The following is a 24,460-nucleotide window of genomic DNA, read 5'->3' as shown; positions in this document are numbered from 1 at the left end:
TCCGAAGGTCAGGCTCAAACGAGTAGCTATTCCAATATTTCAATGTACCCTTCTGTTCCATTCACACGAATTCGCTGCCCGTCTTTGATGAGCTTGGTCGCATGATCCACTCCGACTACGGCCGGCAGGCCATATTCACGCGCGATCACGGCTCCATGGGTCATCAGGCCCCCTACTTCCGTGATCAAACCTTTGATGGATACAAACAAAGGGGTCCAGCTTGGATCCGTAAATGCGGTAACCAAGATATCTCCTTCTTCCAAAGCTGCATCTTCCATGCTTAAAATGACACGAGCTCTTCCTTCTATCACTCCAGAAGAAACAGGCAGACCTAAAATCGCATCCGCCGGGAGATCTCCCCGTTTGTACGAACCTCTAAACATTTCGCCATCAGACGTGATGACACGCGGTGGGCTCAGTTTTTCATATACTTTATACTCGTCTTTGCGTTTGCTGATGATCCGATCATCCAGCATATTGGTGCGAACGGCTTCGTGAAGCTCTTCAAAAGTAAGGTAGTATATATCCTCGATATCATGAATGACGCCGGCTTGCACGAGTCGTTCGGCTTCTTTCAGTAAAGCCTGCTTATAAACGAAGTAGCGGCTCACCCAGCCGTATTTAGGGTATTCCCGATACCCGATGAAATTTCGGACGAGATCGATCATCCGTTTCGACTAGAAACGATAGCCGGATCGTTCTCGAAGGCTGCCGGCTTATCTGTATTACTTTTAGCGGGAATGGGTGCTGTTTGATCATTCGGTACCAATTTGATAAAGTCTCGCTCGATTATGTTCTCGATTGCGCCTATGAAAAGCGGATCGGATTCCAAGTTTTTTAATAAAGCTTCCCGGCCGACAGTCGTAGTCAGCCTAGGCGCTATATCAATAAACAACCTCCCGCCGGCTGTACGCATAGGTGCAGGAGTAATTAACAGGTAAAAAGACAATCCCAACGGTTTGATCGGATCTGTCATCATTTGTTGATGGCCAACAGATAGATAGACGTGATTATCCTGATCATTTGCTTCAGGGATTGGGTATAGCGTTGTAATCGGCCGGCTCTGAACAATATAAAATGTATCATCAGCCAAACACCATTCGATGTCTTGCGGCTGGCCGAAATAAGCTTCGACCTGTCTCCCGATCCGTTCCAGCTGCACAATGTGTTGATCGGTAAGGGTTTGAGCCTTTTGCTGTGCCGGATCGATTTGGCGTGTTTCGGTTCCGCCTTCTTTTCGTCCATAGATTGCCAAAGTTTTGGCTGCTATCCTCTTATCGACGATTTCCCCTCCTTGTACTTTATAATTATCAGCGGATACCAAGCCGGAGACCAGTGCTTCCCCAAGTCCAAAACTGGCATCAATGGACAGCTGCTTCCGGTTGCCGCTCATTGGATCAGCGGTGAACAATATCCCCGAAGCCTGCGGGAATACCATCTTTTGAATGATCACGGATAAATAAATGTGACGGTGATCAAATCCATTTTGTATACGGTAGATGACTGCGCGATCGGTAAATAAGGAGGCCCAGCATTTGCTGATATGCTGCAGAATGGCATCAACACCGATGATATTTAAATAAGTATCCTGCTGCCCTGCAAAAGAAGCATGCGGCAAATCTTCGGCGGTTGCACTAGAACGCACAGCGTAAGCGTGTTCCTCGCCGAACCGGGAGAGATAGTGAGTCACAGCCCCCACAACATCGGAAGGAATTTCTGCTTCCGTAATGGTCTGCCGAATCTTCCCGCTGATCTCACCAATTTGGTCTCGATCATCTGCGTTTAGCATGGTTAGTTGTTGGAGTAATGCATGATACGTTTCGTTTTGTCCGATGGCTTTTTGATACCCCGCTGTTGTAATACAGAATCCTTCGGGGACCTGGATTCCGTCAACTTTAGATAATTCTCCTAAATGGAGCCCTTTTCCGCCAACGAGATAAAGCTGCGATTTTTCGATTTCATGAAACCCAAGAACCATGGAACTCATTCGACCATCTCCCTAACCATTAGATTGAGAAAAAAACATTTGACAAGAGTTTAACTGGCATGTTACGCTTAAAATGTAAGATAAGATATTTGTGACTTTATAACATGAACAGTCGTGATCTGATTATATCATCACGTCTTTTTTTTGCGCAATATGAAAGAACCTGGGTAGATACCCAGGTTCTTTTTTGATATTTAACAACCCATTCTGAAGAGTTAATATTTCTTTCAAAGCGTTATCGGCTCCATCTTCCCTCTTGGAGTCGTTCTCTGAAAATTTCCGTTATTGTACATCCGCGGTGGGGCCATACATCCCAGGAACGGATATTCCGAGCAGTCTCAGATAGACCGTCAGCTGCCCCCGGTGATGATAAACGTGATTGAACATCAGCGAACGTGCCATGTCGATCCGGGGAGCTTCCAAGATGGTCTCTCCCTTGCTGACGAGCTTCCAGGAATTCCTTAGCCCATCTTCTCCCCATTCCCGAAGCTTGCTCTCGGCAAGAGACACGCTCCATTCCAGTGCCTCGAGCACTTCTTTCCGGGTGGTCGGCTCCGGCAGCGGAACGACCGGAGCTTCGCTGACCGCCTCATCCAGCAATTGAGCCAGCCCCCCGGGAACTCCCGCAGCATGAAGGGCAAGCTGTCCCAGAGACATCGACTTCGGGTGGGGCCTCCAGGAAAGTTTGTCCTCCGGCAGCCTTTCAAGAAGTAAGCGTGTCGATTCGGCTTCCCTTTTTAATTCACGAATCCAATCTTCAATCATGTTTATGGTGATCTCCTCCTCTGGCTAACGCCATTCATACCTTCATCCTATAACGCCATGCGCGGGAAGGTTTCTTCAGGATTGCGGAATCGTGAAAGTAGTGTCTCTGACGAACCTCATTGCGATGCTGGACTTAAGTCGAGGTCAGAAACCTGCTGCAGTCTGGTCCGAATCACAGCGTCATTCGTTACAATAGAATAAAGCAAGCACATTGGAGGAGCGATGGATCATGCATTACGAACATAAAGTCCAGAGGGAAGTTGCCGATTGGGAACAAAAGCTGTTCAAACCGCCGGGATGGATGGAAAAAGCATCGAAAACCGTTGGCAGCCGGATCAACCATTTGATTCCCCCAAAGGTGCAAAACGTCATCACGACCACCATCCGGTCGATCGTGCGCACGGCACTGTTCGGCGCGGAATACACCCCTAGGCGTCCGGTGCAAAGTCCGATGGATCTGGAAGCTGCCGATCAAGAAGCAAAAGACCTGTTTGCCCTGTACCAAAAAATTGCGGTTGCTGAGGGTGCTGGAACGGGAGCTGGCGGCATCATCCTTGGCATGGTAGACTTTCCGGCTCTCATCGCAATCAAGATGAAATTTTTGTTCGAGCTGGCGCATGTTTACGGTTATGACACGAAACATTTCTCCGAGCGGGTGTTTATTCTCAAGGTATTTCAAATGACGTTTTCGGGGCCGGATAACCGTGCCATGCTGCTCGATTCCATCAAAAATTGGCATATAGAAAAGGAACAATGGCTATCTGATACCGAATATTCCAGGACGATGGACTGGGAGACTTTTCTAGATCGAGTATCGCGATGCGATCGATTTTCGGAAAATGCTGCAGATGCTGCCAGGGATCGGCGCGATCGCAGGGGCATGGGCGAATTACACCATTCTTGAGGAGCTGCGCGAATCCGCCATGAACGCTTACCGCCTGCGCAGATTGCACGATGATTTCGAGGTTGGATCGTACTGACTATTTTTTCTTGGTACTGAGAGGTCCTTCACTTATTGTTTGCAGCCCACGCATCCAGCTGCCTTTGTTTTTCGGCGATTACTTTATCGATTCCGGCCGATTTTAATGCTGCGTTAAATTTCGGCAGGTAAACATCCGGATCCAGAGTTCCTGTCTCAAGCGCTTTTGAATATTGCTGAACGACATTCTGGATCGCGGCCAGTTCGGTTTTGACCGGCTCCGAGTTATAGGTGAATCCGAGCGCTGCAGACTTCTCCGCACTTTGGTTAAACGCCTCCATCTGCTTCCATATATCCGGACTGTCCGTCGACCACGGATAAGACAGCAGCTGATTCCCGAACATCCAACCTTGTCTCATGTTGTAGCCGCTGTTCGTCGCATCCACACCGCTAGGAAAGTCAATCGTCCCGTCTTCCTTCACTTGATAGTGCTTTCCTTCAATCCCCCAATCCAGCAGATTGATGATTTGTTTGTCCGAGTAGAGCAAATTCAGAAACATCATCGCGCGCTCGGGATTTTTGGATTTGGCCGCAATGGCAAGCATCGCGTTCATAATCGTCAGCGTATTCATTTTGGGCGGCGCGAGTGCGACTTCCGTCAGCTCCTTGCCGGCCCATGCTCCCGTCTGCGTCGTGATCCCCGGCTTGCCTTTATTAGGTGTCGCGAACCCGATGTTTGCCTTGATATAATCCCGGCCGGTTTGCGAAGTCGTTGCAATGTCTTTGGGGATGTATCCTGCCAGGAACCATTGACGTATCACCCCGATGAACTTCGCATATTCCTCGCTCTCATACAAATTAACGACCTTCAGCTGATTCGGGTCGGTAAGTACACCGATCATGTCGCCCAGCGGATCAATCGTCGTCTGCAGCAGTGGATAGGCAATGGAACCTCCTCCTGACGCTTTACCCAGCATATTGGCTTCCGGATGCTTCTTTTTAACGCTTTCAAAAATCGGCTCCAAATCCTCGATTGTTTTCACCTGGCTGACGTCCATATTACTCTCTTTTAACCAATCCGTTCGCATCAGAATAGTCGGATAAGCGGCAAAGTCCCGGATCGTTGGAACGCCGTATATTTTGCCGTCAATTTTTGCCGCTGCCAGTACGTCCGGATCGAAGGCGTCTAGGATATCTTGGCCATGGGACTGAAGCAGGTCACCGATGGGCAGCAGCTTTTTTTGCGCGACTTCCGAAATATATTGGTCTTCCCCCGTGAACACCAGGTCGAGTTTCTCATTGCCGGAGAACATCAGCACTTTTTGCTGTGTCCACGCAGCCGCCTCGATGCGTTTCAGTTTGACGGTTGCATTGATTTTGTCTTTCGTAATCTTGCTGATTTCCTGCTCCACAAGACCAAGATCACGCTGATCCGGTCCCCAAAAAGCGATCGTAATTTCATAAGGGGCAAGTTTACCGTCACCAGACGCTTCTTGCGTTGATGACGACGGCTCCTTCTTACCGTTAGAAGAGGAGCTTGAACATCCGCTCAGAACAACGGTAACAGCCAGTACAAAGAACAACAAGGAATGAACCGACTTTTTCCACATAGGCTTTTGACCTCCCAGGATCTTCAATATGGAATCTCCACGCTCGGAGCTGAAGTACAGCAGAAAGGGTGACGAATGCCGCGTCACAGCGGCATTCGTCCGATCCCGATCTTCATGATGCCGCCAACTCGGACTGCTTGCGGTATTTCATCCACATGAACGTAAAACCTGCCACCCCTGCTACAGATATGATTGCGCAAATCGAATACATCGTTTGGGGACCCAAATAATCGAACATCCAACCGCCGAACAGACCCGCGATGATGCCGGAAATTCCACCCCACGTCAGGGCATAAATGGCCTGCCCGGTCGCTCTGTACTCGGCTGGTATTAATAGTGCGGTCAGACTGGTTCCGATATAGTAGTAGCCACCGAACGTAATACAATGCAGCACTTGGATAAAGATGACCTGGAGCGGTCCGCCGGCAACTGACATCAATAACCAGCGGATCACGAACAGGATACTTACGATAACCAGCCCTCCCAGCATCATCCTTGCCGATTTTTTCAGGAATCGGTCAAACAGCAGAAACACTGGAATTTCAAAGATCGCCGACAGGAACACCGACCAGCCAATCAATTCGTTGGAGCCTCCCAGGTTGGAAATGTACAATGTAACGAACGTTTGGTTGATCGAGTTCGGAACCGAAATGAGGATGCCAAGGATAACGAATATAAAGAACAGCTTGCTCGACAGCATCACTTTCCAATAGCTTTGTCTCTCGGTCTTCGGCTTGGAAGTCACTCTGCCCTGAGGTAGTCCGATGGTAAATGCCAGTGAGATCAGCATCATGATCCCGTACAACATCCAAAGATTCACCAGCCCCATCCAGCTGAGAACCGGTCCGGCCAACGCGGCGATGATCGCCCATCCCAGTGAACCCCATAGGCGAAATGCGCCAAACTTGTAGTTCGTGTTCTCGATGGCATTCAGAATCAGACTGTTGCTCTGCGAGAACGTGGGACTGTTGAAGAAAAAGAAGATCAGCATGAAGGCGAAAATGACGGCATATTCACGGAGCTGAAACACCACGATCGTCGCTAACAAATTCCCGGTCAGAAGAAAAATAAGAATACGTTTCACATTCTGCAGCCGGTCGCTCCAATAACCCCAAAATGGATTGGCGAAGATGGAAATGAAGGGCCCACCGGCCATAATCATGCCGATTTCCACTTTACTGAGTCCGATGTTTTGAAAATATAAAGGAAAGAATGAAGTCAAAATCGCAATCGTGCCATACAGGAAAAAGTTGAAACGTTTCAGTGCCGACAACGATCTGGAGGAATGGCCGGCCGCCGGATGGACCTCCCTCTTCCTTAAAGGCAGCATTAGAGCTGGATCGCTTTCGACAGGGATTGTTCGATGATCTCGTCGCTGCTTACTTCCCGCCCAAGCCGGTCGGATAATAAATGCCTTCGCTAATCAGCATCGTCTGCGAGGCGATGTGGGCCGTGGGAAGCAGCTCCACTCTTCCCTGCAGCGCGGCGACCCAGTGATGCTGCGAGGACTGGTATGCGTCATAATTCGGCTTCAAATGATTCCAGCGGCCGTCCATCTCATCCAGGTTGACGCTGCCGTTGATATCCATATCGCAAATCGTCGTATGAAAACTGAACGGGGCCAAAATTTGCTGATCCGAATAGGCCGGCAGCTTAATGCCCCCTTTATCCCCAACCACAGAGCAGCCTTCGATGCTTCCCAGGTGAATGCTCCACGCTTCGATAATATCGAGCGTCGCGCCGCCTTCAAATTTTATGAATCCCAGCCCCAGCTCTTCCACGTCAAAGACCGCCTGCCCGGCACGCCCGGCATCCACATCCATCTCCCGGTAGCCTTTGCCCGAAATCCGCTCCACCTTCGGTGTGCCAAGCAGGTACAGCATTTGCGCGATATGATAAACCCCCATGTCAATCAGCGCCCCGCCGGCGGCGATTTGTTTGTTTAGAAAAGCCGGGGTCCCGTATCCGTCAATATAAGGGCGTCCTCTCCGGCGATGGCCGGTAGCCCTGGCATGATACAGCTTGCCGAGCATGCCCCCGTCGATCAGCGCTTTTGCCGCCTTGGTCTCTTTTCGATACAAGGTGCCAAGCTGAATATGCAGCTTCTTGCCGTAATCTTCTGCCGCTTCAAGCATGGTCAGTCCGTCCCGGTAAGTCCCGGCGATCGGTTTCTCACAGTATACGTCCTTGCCTGCCTCGAAAGCGGCTATCGTCACGGGGGCATGCAAATTGTTGTGCAGACAGACATCAACGGCTTCAATGTCATCGCGCTTCAGCATTTCTCTGAAATCGGTATAGACGTCGGGAATATGGAACTCATGCGCGACCTTGAGGGCTTCCTGTTCATTGATGTCGCAGATGGACACGATCTGAACATCCTCCATATTCGCGTAATTTCTCAGGTGAGCTTTGCCGATCAAACCTGCTCCAATCATGCCAATGCGAACGGTTCTTCCCATTTCGATCATCCCTTCAGTTTTTTATTTTAAACGGCTCAACGTCCGCTTCACGGAAGCGATCGCCCATTCCATCTCTGCGTATTGATTGTCCGGCGCGTTGTACTCGATGCCCCAGTATCCGTCATAGCCGGCATCCAGCAGTGCCTTCACCATTTGTTCGCCCTTTGGTGATCCTACCGTCTTGCCGTCAAAATGCGTATGATAGACCCACGGCGCGACCAATGTGTCGCCAATGTCTTCATCCGTATCCCAGCGGCCCATATGGAGCAATATGCCAAAGCTCGGATGATTGACCGCCTCGGCCACTTTTTTTAAGTATTTTGGATCTTTGGAGGTTCCCATATGATTTTCAGGTCCGACGATAAGTCCAAGGTCAGCCGCTCTCCGGCTCAACGCTTCGAACTTGTTTACAACATATTCGAACTGCTCTTCCGTCCCGGGCGCTGAGCTTTTATCTCCCGCATCGATGCGAATGGTTCGCGCGCCTAGCTTCTCAGCAATGGATAGGTAGGCGACAGCGTTTTCATAAAGCCTGCTGCGCTTGTCAGGATCTGCATCCCATAAATGCGCACCATCCACTGCGATGTTGATAACCGTCATTTCTTTCTCCCGTATCGCTTCGGCCAGACGTTGAATATAAGCTTCATCAGGCAAGGAAAAAATGTCGTCCTTAACCCCTTCAAAGGTCCCGTTCCACAAATCAACGGTGTCGAGATGGTATCTGTACTTGGAAGATTCCAGGTACCCGAATGTATCCATCTTCCCTTCCCGGATCATATTGAAAAAGAAAAAACCGCCAATGCTGATTTTCATGGATTAGCCTCCCTGATTGGTTTTTTTGTAACCACGTCCTGCAACCTCTGGCAGCTCTTCATCACCTCCTTAACATGCTGCAGGGAAATCATCCTTTAACCGCCCCGACGGTCAGTCCTTTAACGAAAAATCTCTGAAAGAACGGATACGTTAACACAATCGGGAGCGCGCCGATCACGGCAATAGCCAGGCGTACGCCCTGGGTCGGGATGGAACTGCCGTCCACCCTTGAAGAATAGTCTACATTATCCAGCAAATATTGTACGTTCAGCAAAATGGTATTCAGAAGCACCTGTATGCTGTACAGCCTGGAGTCTGAAATGTAAATGAGTCCGTTAAACCAATCGTTCCAATAATTAATCACCTGAAATAGTCCGACCGTTGCAAGCACGGGAAGAGACAGCGGCAGCGCCATTTGCACGAATATGCGAAATTCCCCCGCTCCATCCATGTTCGCCGACTCGAGTACCGCTTCCGGAACCGATACGGTAAAAAACGTCCGCAGCAAAATAACATAGAAGGCACTGACCAGAAGACCCGGGACGATCAGCGCAAGCAAGGTATTGGTTATATGAAAAACATTCGAGTAGATTAAATAGGTCGGAACCAGTCCTCCGTTGAAGAGCATCGTGAAGAATACGATAAATGAAAAGAAATTGCGCAGCGGTAAATCCTTCTTCGACAGCGGATAAGCGAGCAAAGTCATCAGGACCAGACTGGCCAGTGTACCTAAAATAGTCACAACGACGGAGATGCCGTAAGAATTCAGGATCTCCCCCGATTTTTGAAAAATGAATACATAACTATCCAGGCTCCATTCACTGGGAAAAAACGAGTACCCTTCCCGTATGATCGCATCCTCGTCGGTGAACGAGGCCGTAATAAGCAGCAGAAACGGCACCAGGCAAAACGCGACAATCAACCAAAATATGAAATGGATAACGACTTGTTCAATCCGTGTTCTTCTCAAGGACTTCGCCTCCTTATTAGAACAATGAGTTGTCGGGGTTTATCTTCTTCACAACAAAATTGGAAATAAGGATCAGCGCGAAGCCAATCACGGATTGGTAGAAGCCTGCGGCGGAAGCCATTCCGATGTCCCCGCTTTTGAGCAGCGCCCGATATACGTATGTATCCAGCACATTGGTTGTTGGCAGCAGCGGCCCGGAGTCAAGCGTCACTTGGTAGAACAGACCGAAATCCGCGTAGAAAATCCGCCCGATCTGCATTAAAGTCATGATGGTGATGACGGGGGTAAGGGACGGCAGGGTGATGTGGAAAATTTGCTTGAACTTCCCTGCCCCATCCAATGTGGCGGCTTCATAATACTCTTGGTCGATGCCAACGATGGCGGCAAAGTAAATGATGCACAAATAGCCGACGCTGTGCCACAGCTTGACGATGGTGAGGATGACCGGCCAGTATTTCGGTTCCGTATACCACATGACGGGATCCAGTCCGAGAAAAGGAAGGACCGATTTGTTCATGAAGCCAGTTTCCATGCTAAATAACGAAAATACCAGGTAACCGACAATGACCGTTGAGATAAGGTAAGGCAGCAAAATGGCACTTTGGTAAAAGCGCTTTAAAAACCGCTGTTTCACTTCGGCCAGCAATATGGCCATCGCAACGGCGAAGACAAGATTGAGTATGATGAATACAACGTTGTAGAGGATGGTGTTCCGGGTGATGATGTAGGCTTCGGACGTCTTGAAGAGATACTCGAAGTTTCGAAAACCAATCCAATCCCCGCCGAAGACCCCTTTGGAGAAGTCGATTTCCTTAAAAGCGATGATGATGCCAAACATGGGAATGTAGTTATTGATGAGCAAGTAGACAATACCGGGGAGAATCATCAGGTACAGGATTTTGTATTTTTTGGCCTTTTTGAGAACTGTGCGGTCCAACCAGGATGTCATAGTAATTCCCCTCCTCGGAATAAATGACTGCTGCACGCCTAGCGGGATTCTCAAAGATTGAACTCGGCATCATCCTCCCATTGTAATTAATTTTTCCACCGGACAAATTAATTAACGAAACAAATACTTATCAGTGTGGCTCGTTTGTGATCATTATAGGGAGGCCTTTACGGCCCTGTCAATGTGTTTTTTATTTTATTTGCTATCCCTTCCTCTGCCCGCCTTGACTGGGACTCGTTGACAGCACAATGGGCATTTTTCTATAATCGCATTGACACAAGAATAGGCTACACTCCCGTTCCTATACCCTCTTTCAGCCTAGCCGCCAGGGTCAGCACTCCTGTCCTGACGGGGACTCGGCCAATCATAACTTCCGAAAGTAGGAGAATGCGATGACGAATAAAGTAGGAAACCAGCAGATGCTGCGGGAGATCAACGTTTCGACACTGCTGCATATGATTTTTGAGCATGGACCGATATCCCGTGTCGAATTATCGCGAAAAACCAAGCTGAGCCCGACGACCGTTTCCGTGCTGATCGAGGAGCTCATCCGCGAACAGCTCGTGCATGAGACCGGTATGGCCGGTAAAGGTGTTGGTCGAAAAATGACCCTGCTGAATATTCGCGCTGACGGCGGATATGTTATTGGCGTGGATATTTCGAGTTCACCGGCGCATTGCGTGCTGCTCGACCTAAACGGTCAGCTGGTGGCCAGCCAAAGCCTGGAATCGGTGCGCGGCCAGGACGAAATTCGAACTTCGCTGGTGAAACAGCTGCAGCAATTCATCCATAAGCAGCGGATTCCCCGTGAGCTCATCAGACGCATCGGCATTTCCCTGCCGGGGAGACTAGATGAGACGCAAAGCATCGTCATCTCTTCTAAATATTTGCAGCTGGAACAGTTCCCTATGCGTCAAGTGCTGGAGCAAGAACTCTCGATTCCGGTACTGCTGGCTAATGATTTGGACGCCGCCGGATTTGCCGAACGATTCAGCGGAGCCGCCAAAAATGAGCATACCATTATTTTTCTGCTGATCGGCCAAGGCACAGGAGCTGGACTGGTCCTGAACGGGGAGATTTATCACGGCTCCAGCGGAGCGGCCGGACGAACCACTCACCTCTCTCCGTATTGCACGCCCATCCTTGCGGAAAGACTTCGCACGAACCATCCGGAAGAGTTCGGATCCATGTCGCCGGAAGCAACGGTTCATGCCTTTATGGACCTGGTTCTCGCCGGCGTCCAGCCCTTCAGTGACCAAGGAGAGCTCATCATCCATGATATTGCCGATTATTGCGGAAAAATGCTGGAAATGCTCAACCCGCAAAAAATGATTCTGGGCGGCTGGATTACTGACAATGCGGCGTTTTTCAACCGTCTCGTACATGCGATTCACGAAGCTGATCACTCCCCCTATGGAGACACGCCGATCGTCGTTTTCCACTGGAAAGAGTACGGGTCTGCCTTGGGGGCGGCAATGCTTGGACTGCATGAAATTTTCAAGAAGAAAACGGTACAGTAACTTTATGCCGGTGGTCCTTTTCAGCAAAATATGTTCATGCCCAGCGCTGCCGGACATGAACATATCGTTGTCAAGGAATTGCCTCAAACCGCTGCGTCGACTGCTACTGTTTTTAACGCATACCAGTCTCGTCCTGCAAAAGGTTCGCTTATTTGGAAAATGACTGCGTCATATCCGTTTTCAGCTCTTTGGAGGCGGACTTTTGAAACTTGGAAGTCGAAATCAGCTCTCGAAGCAGCTCCTCGTATTGATCCGCGTCAAATGGCACGGCTACCATTTGCTTAGTGAACGATGAGAGCATGATTCCGTTGGCGATGGTGACCGACCGGATCCCTTCCGTTCCATCCGCAATCAGCTCGCCTTTCCCTGAGCTTATTTTTTGAATGAACTTTTCTGTGACCACCTTATGCCCTGATTCCACGTTTGTATCAACCTCGATTTCCTCTTCTTCATACTCCACGTTCCCGAACCCGTCCTGCGTTTCGCGCAGATGCTTCAGCATGGAAATATGATTGCGGTAGATCCGAAGCTTATGATTTTCGTACAGAAGTCTTCCGTTCTCCCCAACGATCTCCAGACGGTTCACGCCCGGTGATTCTGCAGTCGTCACGATAAAATGCCCGATCATGCCGTTATCATGCTCGAAATAAGCGGTGACTTCGTCTTCCACTTCAATATGGTGGTACTTGCCGATATGGGCATGTCCGCTGATTCTTGCCGGAATCCCGAAAACCCATTGATAGAAATCGAGATTATGCGGGCATTGATTGGTCAGGATGCCGCCTCCCTCCCCCGCCCAGGTCGCCCGCCAATCACCGCTGTCGTAATAGGACTGTGAACGGAACCAAGCGGTATTGATCCAAGTGGCTCTCGTCAGCTGCCCCAGTTCACCGCTGCCAACCACTTCCTTGATTTTTTTAAATAGGGAAGCGTCCGTTCCTGGAACATCATGCCGAATACCAGATCCGGAAACTTCTCCTTGGCTTCGGCATAAGCATCGATGGTAAGCTTGGCGTCATTGACATGAACGGCCAATGGCTTCTCGCAGAGCACATGGATTCCGCGTTCGAACGCATCACTTGCAATGGCCGGGTGGCTGTAATGCGGCACCGCTATAATGACCGCCTCGAGCCCGGATTGCTCGAACAGCTCCAAATGGCTGTAATATGCCTTTGTGCTGCATTCGGCAGCAAACCTGTCCGCCCGCTCTTGAACCGTATCACACACGCCTACAAGCTCAATTTGCTCCATCGACTTTATATTATGGATATGAGTTCTTCCGATGTTTCCTAAACCGACCAATCCGAGCTTCACCTTCTGCATGCTCATGCGTAGTTCCCCTCTCCATAGTGTATTCGTTTCGATTACGACCAAGCCAAGCCTTCATTTAACAGCAGCCTTTTTAAGGCTTGTGCCGCTATTTTAAATCGCTCGGGTCCTTCTTGTTCCGGGAATGCACGGTGCAGATGAGGCTCGATGGATAAAAATCCGGAAAAGTTTCTCTCCTTCAGTGCTTTAACAAACGCTGAAAACTCGCCGTCTCCTTCGCCTGCCGGGACAAACATGCGCGACTGTTGGTCCGCATCCTTGATATGTACATATTCGAGGTAAGTTGACAGCTGCGGATACGCCTCACTCATCGGCATCACCCGGTTCATGACAAAATTGCCGGGATCAAAGGCAAGTCTCAGGCAAGGAGAGTCACAATGCTGCAGAATGCTCAAGCAGCGCTCATGGGTATCTCCGTAAACGCCGCTGTCATTTTCCATCAGCAGCGTAATATGTTCCTCCTCAGCTATTCCGGTCAGCATCTTCATACGGGAGAGCACTTCGCCGCGGTAGTTCTCGGGTTCTTCATTGTCAGGGATGTAATAAGAAAATACGCGGATATAGCGGGCATCCAATTGTTTGGCGATATCCGATGCGCGCTTCAATTTCGCAAGTTCGGGGGCAAAGGGGTCTTGAATCGGGTATTTACCGATTGGCGAGCCAATGGAGGACACGCGAATACTTTTTTTGCTTAGTGCAGATTTCAATCGGACCAGTTCTTCATCGGTCAATTCCAGTACATTTTTACCATACACGCTCCGGAGCTCCAAATAGGAAATGCCCTCGGACACGAGCACGTCGAGCTGTTCCTCCAAACGATCGGAAATTTCATCGGCAAATCCGGTTAGTACCAGCACTCTCGCATCACCTCTCCTTAAATTCGCAGCGACTAGGCTTAACTGTCGATATGGATTAGTGTAGCAGGCGGCGAGAAGTTGAAGGTACTTTCCGGTTGACCAGGTTGGTATCCTAAATGTTCTAAAATTGACTTTTTACCAAGCGTCTGTACTGCGTCGGTGTTTTACCCTCCCATTGCTTGAACACCTTGCTGAAATGGGAATGATTTTTAAAGCCCGTTTCATAACAAATATCCGTCACCGATTTCTCCGGGTCGAGCAGAAACAGGATTTTGGCCTGATTGATCCGTCTTCTGTAAATGTAATGAAATATCGTCATCCCCGTCACTTCTTGAAAAATGCGCACCAAATAATACTTGTTGATATGCAGGTTCTCTTGCAATTGGTCGAGACGAATATCGGTCATATAATGTTGTTCGATATAGGATAACGCGTTCTGAACGTGCTGCTCTTTTTCGGACGGGAAACCGGCTTCTTCTTTCACCGGCTTCATCAGCACTTGGCAAATGAAAAAAAGCGCATCCAGACACAAGACCCGAAACCGCTCATGGGAGACGGCATCCGGTGCGGAATATAAGCAGTTCAATTTACGCAGCATTTCTTCGAATTCGTCTTGCTCCTCCATGCTGAGCTGAACTTTGTAGTTCCGAAGTCTTTCGAAAGGCTGCAGGGGATTGATCGAGAATACATGCTCGGATGCAGCACGGAAGTAACCGGGATCAAAATTCAAAAGCGTCCGTACATAGGGATGTCCTTCAAAGCTCTTAGGCATATGAAGAGTCAAACCATGCATCACGATGAGTGTACCTGGTTTGAGAACATGAATTTTGTCGCCGATCAAATACTGCCCTTTGCCTTCATGGAAATAAAAAATCTCATAGTGATCGTGGGATTGAAAATTCCCTGCCGTTACCGGGACGCTTTTTAAATACTCGTATTTCAGCAGATAAGCAGGTTCCACATTGCTGCCTCCGATCCAGGGAACGTCATTTGATGCCACAGGATGTCTCATCTGTGCACCTTATAAAATTTGCATAGGCATCACAATAATAACACTTCTTACGTATAAAAATGGTTCTGATTGCATTTGTTTTAAATTTCCTCTTGCTCAATATTGCCTATCCTGCTATTATGAAGAAGCGTAAATTTTGGAAAGCGAAATATTCGGATATATTAGGATCTTTCCAAGCAGATAAACTTTGACCACTTCCTCTCGGGAAGTTAAGGCCATACGGACAGCCGGGTCAAATGCCGACTGGCAACTTTCGTTGCCTTATTGATTGAGTTAAAAGCTCAAATTTTATAAGTTGGTAACTTTATAACCAGTGCTGACGCACACAACTTGTGAAACGGTCAATAAGAGTGGTAAAAGTAATTATTTGCTATATAGACTCTGATCCTAACAAAGTATATTTGAATATTAAGAGCCCTTCCATGAAACGTTAGCGTTTTATGGCTGAATGATAAGCACACTAGGGGTTTGTCCGGTCATGCTTATTGGAATTTCTCCCTTCCATGAAACGTTAGCGTTTTATGGCTGAATGATAAGCACACTAGGGGTTTGTCCGGTCATGCTTATTGGAATTTCTTATTATTTGACTATATCAAGCAAGTGTGATGCGCATGGTGCGTGTTTCGCTTGCTTTTTTGTTGCCGTTTTTACAGAAAAAATTGAATTGGATGAGGAGATTGATTGAAAAATGGGAAAAGCACTAATCATCGGCGCCGGTGGCGTAGCATCTGTAGCAGTTCATAAATGCGTTCAAAACAGCGATGTCTTCGAAGAAATCTGCATTGCCAGCCGTACCAAGTCCAAATGCGATGAACTGAAAGCAAAACTTGACGGTGGAAAACCAAAATTACGACCGCACAGGTCGATGCCAACAACGTGGATGAGCTGATCGCTCTGATTAACGAAGTGAAGCCGGATATCGTTATGAACCTGGCCCTTCCTTACCAAGATTTGACGATCATGGATGCTTGCCTGGCAACTAAAACACACTACATGGATACGGCTAACTATGAGCCGGAAGATACGGCGAAATTTGAATATAAATGGCAGTGGGAATACCGCGAGCGCTTCGAAAAAGCTGGAATTACAGCTTTGCTCGGCAGCGGATTTGACCCAGGCGTTACCGGCGTATTCTCGGCTTACGCGCTGAAGCACTATTTCGACGAAATTGAATACATCGACATTCTGGATTGCAACGGCGGAGATCACGGTTATCCTTTCGCCACCAACTTCAACCCGGAGATCAACATCCGTGAAGTGTCCGCTAACGGCCGCTACTGGGAAAACGGGGAATGGATCGAAACGAAACCGATGGAAATCAAACGCGAGTATAACTTCGCTGAAGTCGGCCAAAAGGATATGTACCTGCTGTACCATGAGGAGCTGGAGTCCCTTGCGCAAAACATCCCTGGACTGAAGCGCATCCGCTTCTTCATGACGTTCGGCCAAAGCTACCTGATGCACCTCAAGGCTCTTGAAAACGTAGGAATGACCTCCATCGAACCGATCGAATTCGAAGGAAAACAAATCATTCCGCTGCAATTCCTGAAGGCCGTGCTTCCGGACCCGGCTTCCCTCGGACCTCGTACGGTGGGCAAAACCAACATCGGCTGTATCTTCAAAGGGAAAAAAGACGGCCAAGATAAAACGTACTATGTCTACAATGTTTGCGACCACCAGGAGTGCTATAAAGAAGTGGGCTCCCAAGCGATCTCTTATACAACTGGCGTTCCTGCCATGATCGGCGCAGCGATGGTCCTCACCGGCAAATGGAACAAACCGGGCGTATACAACGTCGAAGAGTTCGATCCGGATCCATTCATGGAAGAGCTGAACAAATGGGGACTTCCTTGGGTAGAAGACTTTAACCCGGTGCTGGTTGACGCCTTGCCTGAAGAAGCAAGAGAGCCGGAGCTTGTTCGTTAAGATGCGGTTCGAGGAGTTACCTACACCCTGTTTTGTAGTCAGTGAAGAACTCATTGAGAAAAACCTGAACATTCTGAACGGTGTCATGCAGCGTACGGGAGCCAAGATCGTGCTTGCGCAAAAGGCTTTTTCCATGACCGAGATGTACCCGCTTATCGGAAAATACTTAAGCGGTACGACCGCCAGCGGATTATTCGAGGCACGGCTGGGCCATGAGGAAATGGGCAAAGAGAATCATGTCTTTGCCCCCGCTTACCGTGAAGATGAGATCGACGAAATTGTTTCCATTTGCGACCATATCATCTTCAACTCGTTCTCCCAGCTGGCAAAATATAAGGATAAAGCTCTTGCAGCCGGCAGAAAAGTCGGCCTTCGCATCAATCCGGAATGCTCGACGCAAGTGGGACATGAAATCTACGATCCCTGTTCGCCGGGGTCAAGATTCGGCGTGAAGCGGGAGGATTTCCAGCCGGAACTGCTGGACGGCGTTACGGGACTGCACTTCCATACGCTGTGCCAACAGAATTCCGACGATTTGGAAACCACGCTGAATGCCGTCGAAGATAAGTTCGGACAATGGCTGCCGCAAATGGAATGGATCAATTTCGGCGGCGGCCACCATATCACGAGAGACGACTACGATATTCCGAGACTCGAGGCTTGTATTACTCGAATGCAATCCAAATACGGCTTGGAAGTCTACCTCGAACCCGGAGAAGCCATCGCGCTGAATGCGGGCTATATGGTCACTTCCGTGCTGGATATCCATCGTAACGGCATCGAGATCGCCATCGTTGACACCTCAGCTACCTGCCATATGCCGGATGTGCTGGAAATGCCATACCGTCCGCCGCTGATCGGTTCAGGCGAAGCCGGCGAGAAGCCGTACACCTATCGGCTCGGCGGTCCGACCTGCCTTACGGGCGACGTCATCGGAGACTACTCCTTCGATCAGCCGCTTCAGAGCGGCGACAGATTAGTATTCGAAGACATGGCGATCTACTCCATGGTCAAAACGAATACCTTCAACGGCATGCCGCTGCCGGCCATCGCCGTGCAGGAGAAAGACGGCAGCTGCCGCGTCGTGCGCCAGTTCGGCTATCAGGATTTCAAGATGAGACTTGCTTGATGAATAAGAAAAACGTCTATCGACGTACCTTCACAGAAGACAGACCGCGTCTAGAGGAAGTTTTTCTTGCGAGATCAGGAAGCAGAAGCTCCGAAACTTATACTTTCTGATCTCTTAAGCAAAGCCTTAACCCTGTCACAAGGGTTAAGGCTTTTTGGTTTAACGTTCTCTTTTAAGATAAAGCCTTGTATAGACTTACTTAAGGATAATTTTCAAATAGGCTAATTCCCCTGGCTGCATGATCAATTGTACATCTTTACCACTGCTAGGGATCTGGCGAACTACTTCCTCCAGCGGATTGACCAAGCAGGCAGCTTCGACTTCTTTATCCATTACGCTAAAGATGTACTCGGACGGCTCGGTTCCGGCATTTCGCAGGGTCAGAATAAACCCATTTCCATCCACAGCCGGTTTCACGTATAGCAGGACGACTGTACCGCTTGACTGGCTAAACCACTGCCCTTCTTCCTCCCTATCACACATCACCGCCGCATTTCTGGCTATAGGATCCGCTGCAGCTATGCCCGCACGATATGCCTCAACGGGATCAAATTGCCCGAACGGACTTAGCTCATAACGCAAAACGATCTCTCCAGGTTGACTGGCCCAGAAGTTAGTATCCCAATAATTGTTCATGGCCCATGCAAGCAGCAGCGGATTTTCCTGGCGGTCGATCTGCTTACTCTCCTTGCCGAAATGAAAATCACCGATTTGAATGAGCGGCGCATCGGGACAAGCTAAGGTGATCCCCTTCTGCTGATCATAGATGGATACCGTTTGGTCAACCGTCACCCAATCCCGGCAAGCGGTGCCAAGCTGCTCCCTGTCTAGTTCGACTAACAAACCGGCTGTATCATAATGGGAGCGCCAGCCTTGATCCATCCGCAGCGGAAAGGCGAAATAAATCGATTCGGGCGTCCTTATATCCGATTTATTCATGGACGCGGAAAGACAGATTCGGGGATGGATGGCAGAAAAAGTAATCCGCTGTTCCAGCCGGGAAACCCCAGGTGCTTCAAGCTGCATGACATACGTTACCGAATCACTGGTTTGTTCGACCGAATAAGCTTGCAGCCGGTCGGCACCGACACGCTTTGCTTTCCATTCATGATTCCAGACGGATATGCTGCGATTCCCTTTGTCGACATCCCGCGGGAACAAGGTGCTTCGATGCTCTTGATTGTGGCGCCCGTCGATCGTCTCCTGAACAAGCTCAAATAACGTCCATGGGCTCTTTTCGTCGAGCATAGGCCACTCATGTATCTTATCGAATAACTGCACAATTCTTCCGCTGACAGGGTTGTATGTCATCCGGTAAAATGGCGTTTCGATCATCCCTTCCGTGACCGAAATGCGGTTGGACGAGGCGGCCATCCGGGCTTCTAGCTGGGCAAACGGGATCTTTTTCCACGAAAATGGTGCCATCTCTACCGTTCCATACGATTTATAGCTCTGATTCTCCTGCATGTACGGCAAGAAGTCCATGACACGCGAAGCGGCTAAATGACGACCGCTGCCGAGGTAGTATTCAGGTACCTTGACCTCCGCATGCTGCGTTTCACTTGAGGTGTTGACCAGCATGACGCCGCCAGGCTCATGGGATTGTAGCGGGTTCGCTGCAATCGCTTCCATTTGTTTGGCATACACGTAAGCAGACAGGTCAGCTGATTTGTACGCCGTCACCCTCTTGTGCAGCTGCATCGAAATCGAAAGCGGATGGTCAGGGAGGTTGACCGAGCCCCATGAACCCCAGGTATGCTCATCATACAGCAACGCCTGCTCCAATGCCTCGGTTTTCGCTTTCGAGTACTGCAGGTTTGGCGTCCCTTGGATCGCTTCAAGAAAATCAGCCTTCTTCAGGTTTTGCTTCGTTTGGCGAACGATCTTGGTTTCCTTCGCGGAACTTCCCGCGCCGAAATTCCAGTAGTCCGTCCAATCGCCCGAATGAGTCTGGATTTGTTCTTTCGGCATCCGGCGAACCCGCTCCAGAAGCATCTCCGGGGTCGCAAAAATCACCTTCTGGTCATGTCCTTCTGCATTGTATCGGCGGATCAGCGACAGCAGGTTCGGGTCCGGGCAGTTATTGTCATACAGCGGCGGATTGGTAGCCGTTAAGTACACGAAATCGTATGGATAGCCCTCTCCTTCCAAACGGTCGATATAGTCCCTAATCCCTTGCGCCATCAGCTGGGTATCATCCTGACTCGTGTGGAAAAACTGGCTGAACAGAGAATAATGCTCGCCCAAGAACGTCAGCAGCTGCCGATTATCGGGGGTTGTCCAGTTAAACACGGCAGGACGTGGCAGCGGTATACCCCCGAAATGCACGTTAATCCCTGTGATATAAAACTCGATTCCCGCATCGAGCAAAACCTGGCTGAGCGGCCATGGCTGCCCGTTGACGTCATGATTTATCGCCGTTTTGATGGAAACGCCAAATCGCTCCCGCAGCTCGCGAACCGGCTGGAGCATTCGTGCAAGCTGATCCGTATGTACAAGCGGCGTCGTATGCATCGGAAGTGCAGCAATACTGATCTGTCCATTGTGCAGCAATCTGCGGAAATCGGAAATTTGCTCAGAGGCGGCTGTCTCCAGCCATTGCATCACGGGATACGTGGCCTCGCAGGTCCAACGGAATTTTGAGTCCTCTGGCTCATGCTCCGATTGAAGACACAGCCGGATTGCTTCATCAATATAGTCTTTCTGCAGCTCCAGCAGTAACGGCTGGGGATGCGTGTAGCCGATATCCAGGTGACTATGGTGCAAACACAATATTTCTTTGATTTTCGCCATTCCTGTCACGCTCCTAAGACTTTATGCATTCGTCATCCTTCATCTTCAGGGTTAAATGATAAATCTCTTAAAAATTGTATCAAGTTCTGTGGTCTGCGTATTTACAGAAACGTATATCTTTTATACAATCGTCATGCCTATTTTCGGAGTAAAGGAGATGGTCTGTAATGGATTTTGCCAATCTTCATCCTTACGTCTACCATGCCTGCCTATATCCATTTTCCAGAGGCCAGAACAGCCTATCGCGTACTTGCTACGCTTCATCGCTCTATCTGATCAGCGAGGGTAAGGGCATCATTCGGTTTCGGGGAGAAGACCACCCGGTCGTTCCCGGTTCTCTTGTGTATATGCCTCCCGGCTTGCTTCATGATTGGTATGCAGATTGGGAAGAGCCAATGGTTCATTATTGCTGCTATTTTGATTGGACGTTTATCGATCGCAGAGAAGCCTTCTCGACGCCCAACATGATCTGTTTCGACCTTTCTCAACTGCAGCCGTCGCTCATTGGGCCTGCGTTCCCTGTGCCGATTCCCGAATTGATGACGGTGGGCAAGCTGCGGATCTGGATGGATGGGTTTGAGACTTTTTTTAATAACAATGAATACATAAACGAGCGAACCTATTATCGCGGTCTCAAGATTCAATCCAATTTCCAGCAGTTCATGGAGTACTTCCTCACCTTCGCCCTCAAGGAGAACAATATCCCCGATCCGCGAATGCTTCATCTTTTAGAACGGCTGGATCAGGATCTGATGACCGGCAGCGTGAAGCCGCTGGAAGTGTATTTTCGGGAGCTTCACATGAGCCGCGGCTATTTTTTGAAAAATTTCATCAGGCCACCGGCTTATCACCCACGCAATATATGAACCATTTCCGGATTAACCGTGCCAAGGATGATCTGCGGTTCTCCCATTTGAGCATCACGGAAATTTCCGAGAAATACGGCTTCTCGTCGGTTCATTATTTCTCTAAGCTGTTCAAGCAGTTAACGGGAACGCCGCCAAAAGAGTACCGCGCAGCTTATATCAGCGAGGGCATTAAGCAGGTAGAAGTTTTTTCACCATAGTCAGGGGCGTGAGTCTACAAGTGCGCTCCCTCTTGTTCGAATGATTGATTAAAAAAAGACGCTTTTTGCGGACTTTTTAGTATACTCTTGGTATACAGCCAAGTTCATCACAGCGTAAATTGTAGTTTTCGACTCTCCAGGAATGACATGACGGATGCGAGGTGAGATGATCTGATTAAGTAGAGCAATCGTTACTGCGGCTCATTAAAAATATGAATAAGGTGGGTTACGAATGAAAATTACAGGTTATGAATTATTCCTTGTACCACCACGCTGGTTATTTTTAAAAGTCGAAACGGATGAGGGCATTGTGGGTTGGGGAGAGCCTGTTATTGAAGGGAAAGCCGCAACGGTAAAAACGGCGGTCGAGGAGATGATGACTTATTTAATCGGTAAGGATCCTTTGCGCATTGAAGATCATTGGAATGTGATGTACCGAGCTGGATTCTACCGCGGCGGCCCGATCCTGATGAGTGCAATTGCCGGCATAGACCAGGCTCTTTGGGATATTAAAGGAAAGTACTATAATGCACCTGTATATCAGCTGATCGGCGGCGCTTGCCGGGACTCGATGAAAGTGTATTCCTGGATCGGCGGGGATCGCCCAAGTGAAACGGCACAAATGGCGCTGGAGTGTGTGAAAAAAGGTTTTCAAGCCGTTAAAATGAATGCAACCGAAGAGTTACAATACATCGATTCCTTTGACAAGGTTGAGAAAGTGTTAGAAAACGTAGCGGCGATTCGTACCGCTGTTGGTAACCACATCGGAATCGGCATCGATTTTCACGGCCGCGTACATAAGCCCATGGCAAAAGTACTGGCTAAAGAGCTCGAAGTGTTTCGACCTATGTTTTTAGAGGAACCAGTGTTACCTGAAAATAATGAAGCATTAAAAGAGATCGCCTCGTTAACCTCCACACCGATTGCGACGGGAGAGCGGATGTTCTCAAGATGGGATTTTAAGCATCTGCTGTCCGGCGGTTACGTGGATATCATTCAGCCTGATTTATCCCATGCCGGCGGGATCACGGAATGCAAGAAAATCATCAGCATGGCGGAAGCCTACGATATCGCGGCTGCTCCGCATTGTCCGTTAGGTCCGATTGCACTGGCCGCCTGCTTACAGGTCGATGCCACCGCCCACAATGCCTTCATCCAGGAGCAGAGCCTAGGCATCCACTACAATCAAGGAAATGATCTGCTTGATTATTTGATCGATCCCGCTGTTTTCCATTATGAAAACGGTTACGTTAAAATCCCGGACGGTCCTGGCTTAGGGATCGAGATCAACGAAGAAAAGGTGCGCGAAATGGCAAAAATAGGCCATCAATGGCAAAATCCGCTGTGGCGCCACAAGGACGGAAGCGTAGCCGAGTGGTAGAACCGCTCCTTGCGCATCCGGATCAACAAATCAAAAGATCGCTCCTCTCACGATGGGGGGCGATCTTTATTAGTTTCAAAATTAGCGAGTATGTTCAGTTTGACCGCGGGACTTCTTCCCCACCGGGATACTTTGGGCAAAACGGAATACATTATGGGGGTCATATTTCCGCTTGACCCGCTTCAGTCTGTTAACATTCACTCCATAATACGCCTTGGGCCAGTTTTTGATTTGCAGATCGGGGAAGTTTACATAATCCCCTTTGACAAAGGGACGTAACGCTTTGCGGAACCTTGTCACCCACTGGATATTCCGCTGCTGCTCGCTGTCGCTCCTCCATCTTGCCGACAGCTCATAGACCGTCTCTGCCTTCCGATGTGGATAGGCCGTCGCAGTTGGGGATATCCGGCTTACCGCACTTCCTGCCCCGCCTAAGCTTTGACACCACACAGTAGCATGCTGATTGGGCGCATGGGACAGAAAATCACGAATCACTCGCACGCCTTCGCGAGGCAGCGGCTTAAACCCGAATGCTCCGGTAATTTTAAACTTCGGCTCCAGGTTGAGATCCCCTTGTGCAAAAAATTGGGTCGCTTCGATAAAAGGTACTGTCCTTACCATCACTTTTACCGGGGTTCCTGTTTGCAGCAAAGGTTGGATTAATCGCCGCAGTTCTTCCGCGCTACCCAGCAGCTGTCCGGTAGACACAATGGTCCCCACCTGTTTCGCGGCGACCTCGATGGTTGAAGTTAAGCGGTTCGTAACCGCAGGAGCCCAGCGCTGCCAAGCCGGAAATACCTTCTCCAGATCGCGCCATTTCCAGGTGATGCTGTAGATGGAGACGTTCTGGATGGGCCTTACCCGAAACGTATATTCGGTAGCAATCCCAAAGTTCCCTCCCCGCCCCTCGTGACTGCCCAGAGCAGATCGGAATGTTCTCTCGTTGCGATGATCGGCTTCGCCCGCGCCGTCCTG

The 24,460-nt window shown here is 49.4% G+C and carries 19 protein-coding genes and 3 pseudogenes; 8 read left to right on the top strand and 14 right to left on the bottom strand.

The features are described 5' to 3' along the window. Positions 1-26 precede the first annotated feature (26 nt). Positions 27-1,987 (bottom strand): annotated as a pseudogene (locus tag CPT76_RS08335) (phosphoenolpyruvate synthase). Between the two features lie 282 nt (positions 1,988-2,269). Further along, positions 2,270-2,752 (bottom strand): DinB family protein, encoded by a 483-nt coding sequence (locus CPT76_RS08330; protein WP_234489681.1) that lies wholly within the window; start codon positions 2,750-2,752, stop codon positions 2,270-2,272. A gap of 229 nt (positions 2,753-2,981) precedes the next feature. Between CPT76_RS08330 and CPT76_RS08325 the strand changes: the two genes are divergently transcribed. Together CPT76_RS08325 and CPT76_RS41940 are read left to right on the top strand one after the other, a co-directional pair. After that, positions 2,982-3,656 carry an EcsC family protein gene (locus tag CPT76_RS08325; protein WP_374954627.1) on the top strand — a complete coding sequence of 225 codons (675 nt, stop codon included), beginning with the start codon at positions 2,982-2,984 and terminating at the stop codon, positions 3,654-3,656. Next, positions 3,592-3,732, top strand: coding sequence for an EcsC family protein (locus CPT76_RS41940; protein ID WP_374954626.1), 141 nt, complete (start codon positions 3,592-3,594; stop codon positions 3,730-3,732). The genes CPT76_RS08325 and CPT76_RS41940 overlap by 65 nt, the downstream gene beginning before the upstream one ends. Before the next feature lie 28 nt (positions 3,733-3,760). Here CPT76_RS41940 and CPT76_RS08320 read toward each other — a convergent pair whose 3' ends face one another. The 6 genes from CPT76_RS08320 to CPT76_RS08295 form a co-directional block, all read right to left on the bottom strand. Next, positions 3,761-5,281, bottom strand: coding sequence for an ABC transporter substrate-binding protein (locus tag CPT76_RS08320; protein WP_105442580.1), 1,521 nt, complete (start codon positions 5,279-5,281; stop codon positions 3,761-3,763). A 112-nt stretch (positions 5,282-5,393) separates the two neighbouring features. Next, positions 5,394-6,611, bottom strand: a complete 1,218-nt coding sequence (locus CPT76_RS08315; protein WP_105442579.1) for an MFS transporter — start codon at positions 6,609-6,611, stop codon at positions 5,394-5,396. A gap of 49 nt (positions 6,612-6,660) precedes the next feature. Beyond that, on the bottom strand, positions 6,661-7,740 hold the full coding sequence (locus tag CPT76_RS08310; RefSeq protein WP_258168205.1) for a Gfo/Idh/MocA family protein: 1,080 nt from the start codon (positions 7,738-7,740) through the stop codon (positions 6,661-6,663). Between the two features lie 21 nt (positions 7,741-7,761). Then, positions 7,762-8,553, bottom strand: a complete 792-nt coding sequence (locus CPT76_RS08305) for a sugar phosphate isomerase/epimerase family protein (RefSeq protein WP_105442578.1) — start codon at positions 8,551-8,553, stop codon at positions 7,762-7,764. Positions 8,554-8,641: 88 nt separating this feature from the next. Then, positions 8,642-9,523, bottom strand: coding sequence for a carbohydrate ABC transporter permease (locus CPT76_RS08300; protein WP_089547672.1), 882 nt, complete (start codon positions 9,521-9,523; stop codon positions 8,642-8,644). A gap of 16 nt (positions 9,524-9,539) precedes the next feature. After that, on the bottom strand, positions 9,540-10,472 hold the full coding sequence (locus CPT76_RS08295; RefSeq protein WP_258168203.1) for an ABC transporter permease: 933 nt from the start codon (positions 10,470-10,472) through the stop codon (positions 9,540-9,542). Positions 10,473-10,864: 392 nt separating this feature from the next. Here CPT76_RS08295 and CPT76_RS08290 point away from each other — a divergent pair, with 392 nt between their 5' ends. Then, complete coding sequence (locus CPT76_RS08290) at positions 10,865-11,992, top strand: ROK family transcriptional regulator (RefSeq protein ID WP_105442577.1); 1,128 nt, start codon at positions 10,865-10,867, stop codon at positions 11,990-11,992. Between the two features lie 148 nt (positions 11,993-12,140). Here the strand turns inward: CPT76_RS08290 and CPT76_RS08285 are convergent, their stop codons facing one another. The 4 genes from CPT76_RS08285 to CPT76_RS08270 all read right to left on the bottom strand — a co-directional run bounded on the left by CPT76_RS08285 (position 12,141) and on the right by CPT76_RS08270 (position 15,139). Further along, positions 12,141-12,896 (bottom strand): Gfo/Idh/MocA family protein, encoded by a 756-nt coding sequence (locus CPT76_RS08285; RefSeq protein WP_181152741.1) that lies wholly within the window; start codon positions 12,894-12,896, stop codon positions 12,141-12,143. Beyond that, positions 12,866-13,321, bottom strand: coding sequence for a Gfo/Idh/MocA family protein (locus tag CPT76_RS08280; protein WP_105442575.1), 456 nt, complete (start codon positions 13,319-13,321; stop codon positions 12,866-12,868). Before CPT76_RS08280 ends, CPT76_RS08285 begins: the two co-directional genes overlap by 31 nt. 35 nt (positions 13,322-13,356) lie before the next feature. Then, on the bottom strand, positions 13,357-14,178 hold the full coding sequence (locus tag CPT76_RS08275) for a sugar phosphate isomerase/epimerase family protein (protein ID WP_105442574.1): 822 nt from the start codon (positions 14,176-14,178) through the stop codon (positions 13,357-13,359). 121 nt (positions 14,179-14,299) lie between these two features. After that, the gene (locus CPT76_RS08270; protein WP_181152740.1) at positions 14,300-15,139 is read right to left on the bottom strand and encodes a helix-turn-helix transcriptional regulator; all 840 of its coding nucleotides are present in this window, start codon (positions 15,137-15,139) and stop codon (positions 14,300-14,302) included. Positions 15,140-15,878: 739 nt separating this feature from the next. Here CPT76_RS08270 and CPT76_RS08265 point away from each other — a divergent pair. Next, positions 15,879-17,116 (top strand): annotated as a pseudogene (locus CPT76_RS08265) (saccharopine dehydrogenase family protein). A gap of 1 nt (position 17,117) precedes the next feature. After that, the gene (gene nspC, locus CPT76_RS08260; RefSeq protein WP_105442572.1) at positions 17,118-18,245 is read left to right on the top strand and encodes a carboxynorspermidine decarboxylase; all 1,128 of its coding nucleotides are present in this window, start codon (positions 17,118-17,120) and stop codon (positions 18,243-18,245) included. 195 nt (positions 18,246-18,440) lie between these two features. Here nspC and CPT76_RS08255 read toward each other — a convergent pair whose 3' ends face one another. Beyond that, positions 18,441-21,038 carry a glycoside hydrolase family 38 N-terminal domain-containing protein gene (locus tag CPT76_RS08255; protein WP_105442571.1) on the bottom strand — a complete coding sequence of 866 codons (2,598 nt, stop codon included), beginning with the start codon at positions 21,036-21,038 and terminating at the stop codon, positions 18,441-18,443. Positions 21,039-21,205: 167 nt separating this feature from the next. On the opposite strand from CPT76_RS08255, the gene CPT76_RS08250 reads away from it, so the two are divergent. The 3 genes from CPT76_RS08250 to dgoD all read left to right on the top strand — a co-directional run bounded on the left by CPT76_RS08250 (position 21,206) and on the right by dgoD (position 23,485). Further along, on the top strand, positions 21,206-21,904 hold the full coding sequence (locus CPT76_RS08250) for an AraC family ligand binding domain-containing protein (RefSeq protein WP_258168202.1): 699 nt from the start codon (positions 21,206-21,208) through the stop codon (positions 21,902-21,904). Further along, positions 21,901-22,104: a helix-turn-helix transcriptional regulator gene (locus CPT76_RS39185; RefSeq protein WP_258168201.1), complete on the top strand. Its 204-nt coding sequence runs from the start codon at positions 21,901-21,903 to the stop codon at positions 22,102-22,104. Before CPT76_RS08250 ends, CPT76_RS39185 begins: the two co-directional genes overlap by 4 nt. A gap of 232 nt (positions 22,105-22,336) precedes the next feature. Next, positions 22,337-23,485, top strand: coding sequence for a galactonate dehydratase (gene dgoD / locus CPT76_RS08245; protein WP_105442570.1), 1,149 nt, complete (start codon positions 22,337-22,339; stop codon positions 23,483-23,485). An 81-nt stretch (positions 23,486-23,566) separates the two neighbouring features. Here the strand turns inward: dgoD and CPT76_RS08240 are convergent. Next, positions 23,567-24,460, bottom strand: a pseudogene (locus tag CPT76_RS08240) (FAD-binding oxidoreductase); the annotation flags it as partial.

The sequence above is a fragment of the Paenibacillus sp. AR247 genome (genome assembly GCF_002968895.1).
GTDB lineage: Bacteria > Bacillota > Bacilli > Paenibacillales > Paenibacillaceae > Paenibacillus_AQ > Paenibacillus_AQ favisporus.
The sequence above is the reverse complement of the archived record's forward strand: the minus strand, read 5'-3'. Positions and strand labels throughout refer to the sequence as shown.

Excerpts from the sequence above, each read along its gene's own strand:
- CPT76_RS08330 (WP_234489681.1), bottom strand. The coding sequence starts at position 2,752 with ATGATTGAAGATTGGATTCGTGAATTAAAAAGGGAAGCCGAATCGACA.
- CPT76_RS08325 (WP_374954627.1), top strand. The coding sequence starts at position 2,982 with ATGCATTACGAACATAAAGTCCAGAGGGAAGTTGCCGATTGGGAACAA.
- CPT76_RS41940 (WP_374954626.1), top strand. The coding sequence starts at position 3,592 with ATGCTGCAGATGCTGCCAGGGATCGGCGCGATCGCAGGGGCATGGGCG.
- CPT76_RS08320 (WP_105442580.1), bottom strand. The coding sequence starts at position 5,281 with ATGTGGAAAAAGTCGGTTCATTCCTTGTTGTTCTTTGTACTGGCTGTT.
- CPT76_RS08315 (WP_105442579.1), bottom strand. The coding sequence starts at position 6,611 with ATGCTGCCTTTAAGGAAGAGGGAGGTCCATCCGGCGGCCGGCCATTCC.
- CPT76_RS08310 (WP_258168205.1), bottom strand. The coding sequence starts at position 7,740 with ATGGGAAGAACCGTTCGCATTGGCATGATTGGAGCAGGTTTGATCGGC.
- CPT76_RS08305 (WP_105442578.1), bottom strand. The coding sequence starts at position 8,553 with ATGAAAATCAGCATTGGCGGTTTTTTCTTTTTCAATATGATCCGGGAA.
- CPT76_RS08295 (WP_258168203.1), bottom strand. The coding sequence starts at position 10,472 with ATGACATCCTGGTTGGACCGCACAGTTCTCAAAAAGGCCAAAAAATAC.
- CPT76_RS08290 (WP_105442577.1), top strand. The coding sequence starts at position 10,865 with ATGACGAATAAAGTAGGAAACCAGCAGATGCTGCGGGAGATCAACGTT.
- CPT76_RS08280 (WP_105442575.1), bottom strand. The coding sequence starts at position 13,321 with ATGAGCATGCAGAAGGTGAAGCTCGGATTGGTCGGTTTAGGAAACATC.
- nspC (WP_105442572.1), top strand. The coding sequence starts at position 17,118 with ATGCGGTTCGAGGAGTTACCTACACCCTGTTTTGTAGTCAGTGAAGAA.
- CPT76_RS08255 (WP_105442571.1), bottom strand. The coding sequence starts at position 21,038 with ATGGCGAAAATCAAAGAAATATTGTGTTTGCACCATAGTCACCTGGAT.
- CPT76_RS08250 (WP_258168202.1), top strand. The coding sequence starts at position 21,206 with ATGGATTTTGCCAATCTTCATCCTTACGTCTACCATGCCTGCCTATAT.
- CPT76_RS39185 (WP_258168201.1), top strand. The coding sequence starts at position 21,901 with ATGAACCATTTCCGGATTAACCGTGCCAAGGATGATCTGCGGTTCTCC.
- dgoD (WP_105442570.1), top strand. The coding sequence starts at position 22,337 with ATGAAAATTACAGGTTATGAATTATTCCTTGTACCACCACGCTGGTTA.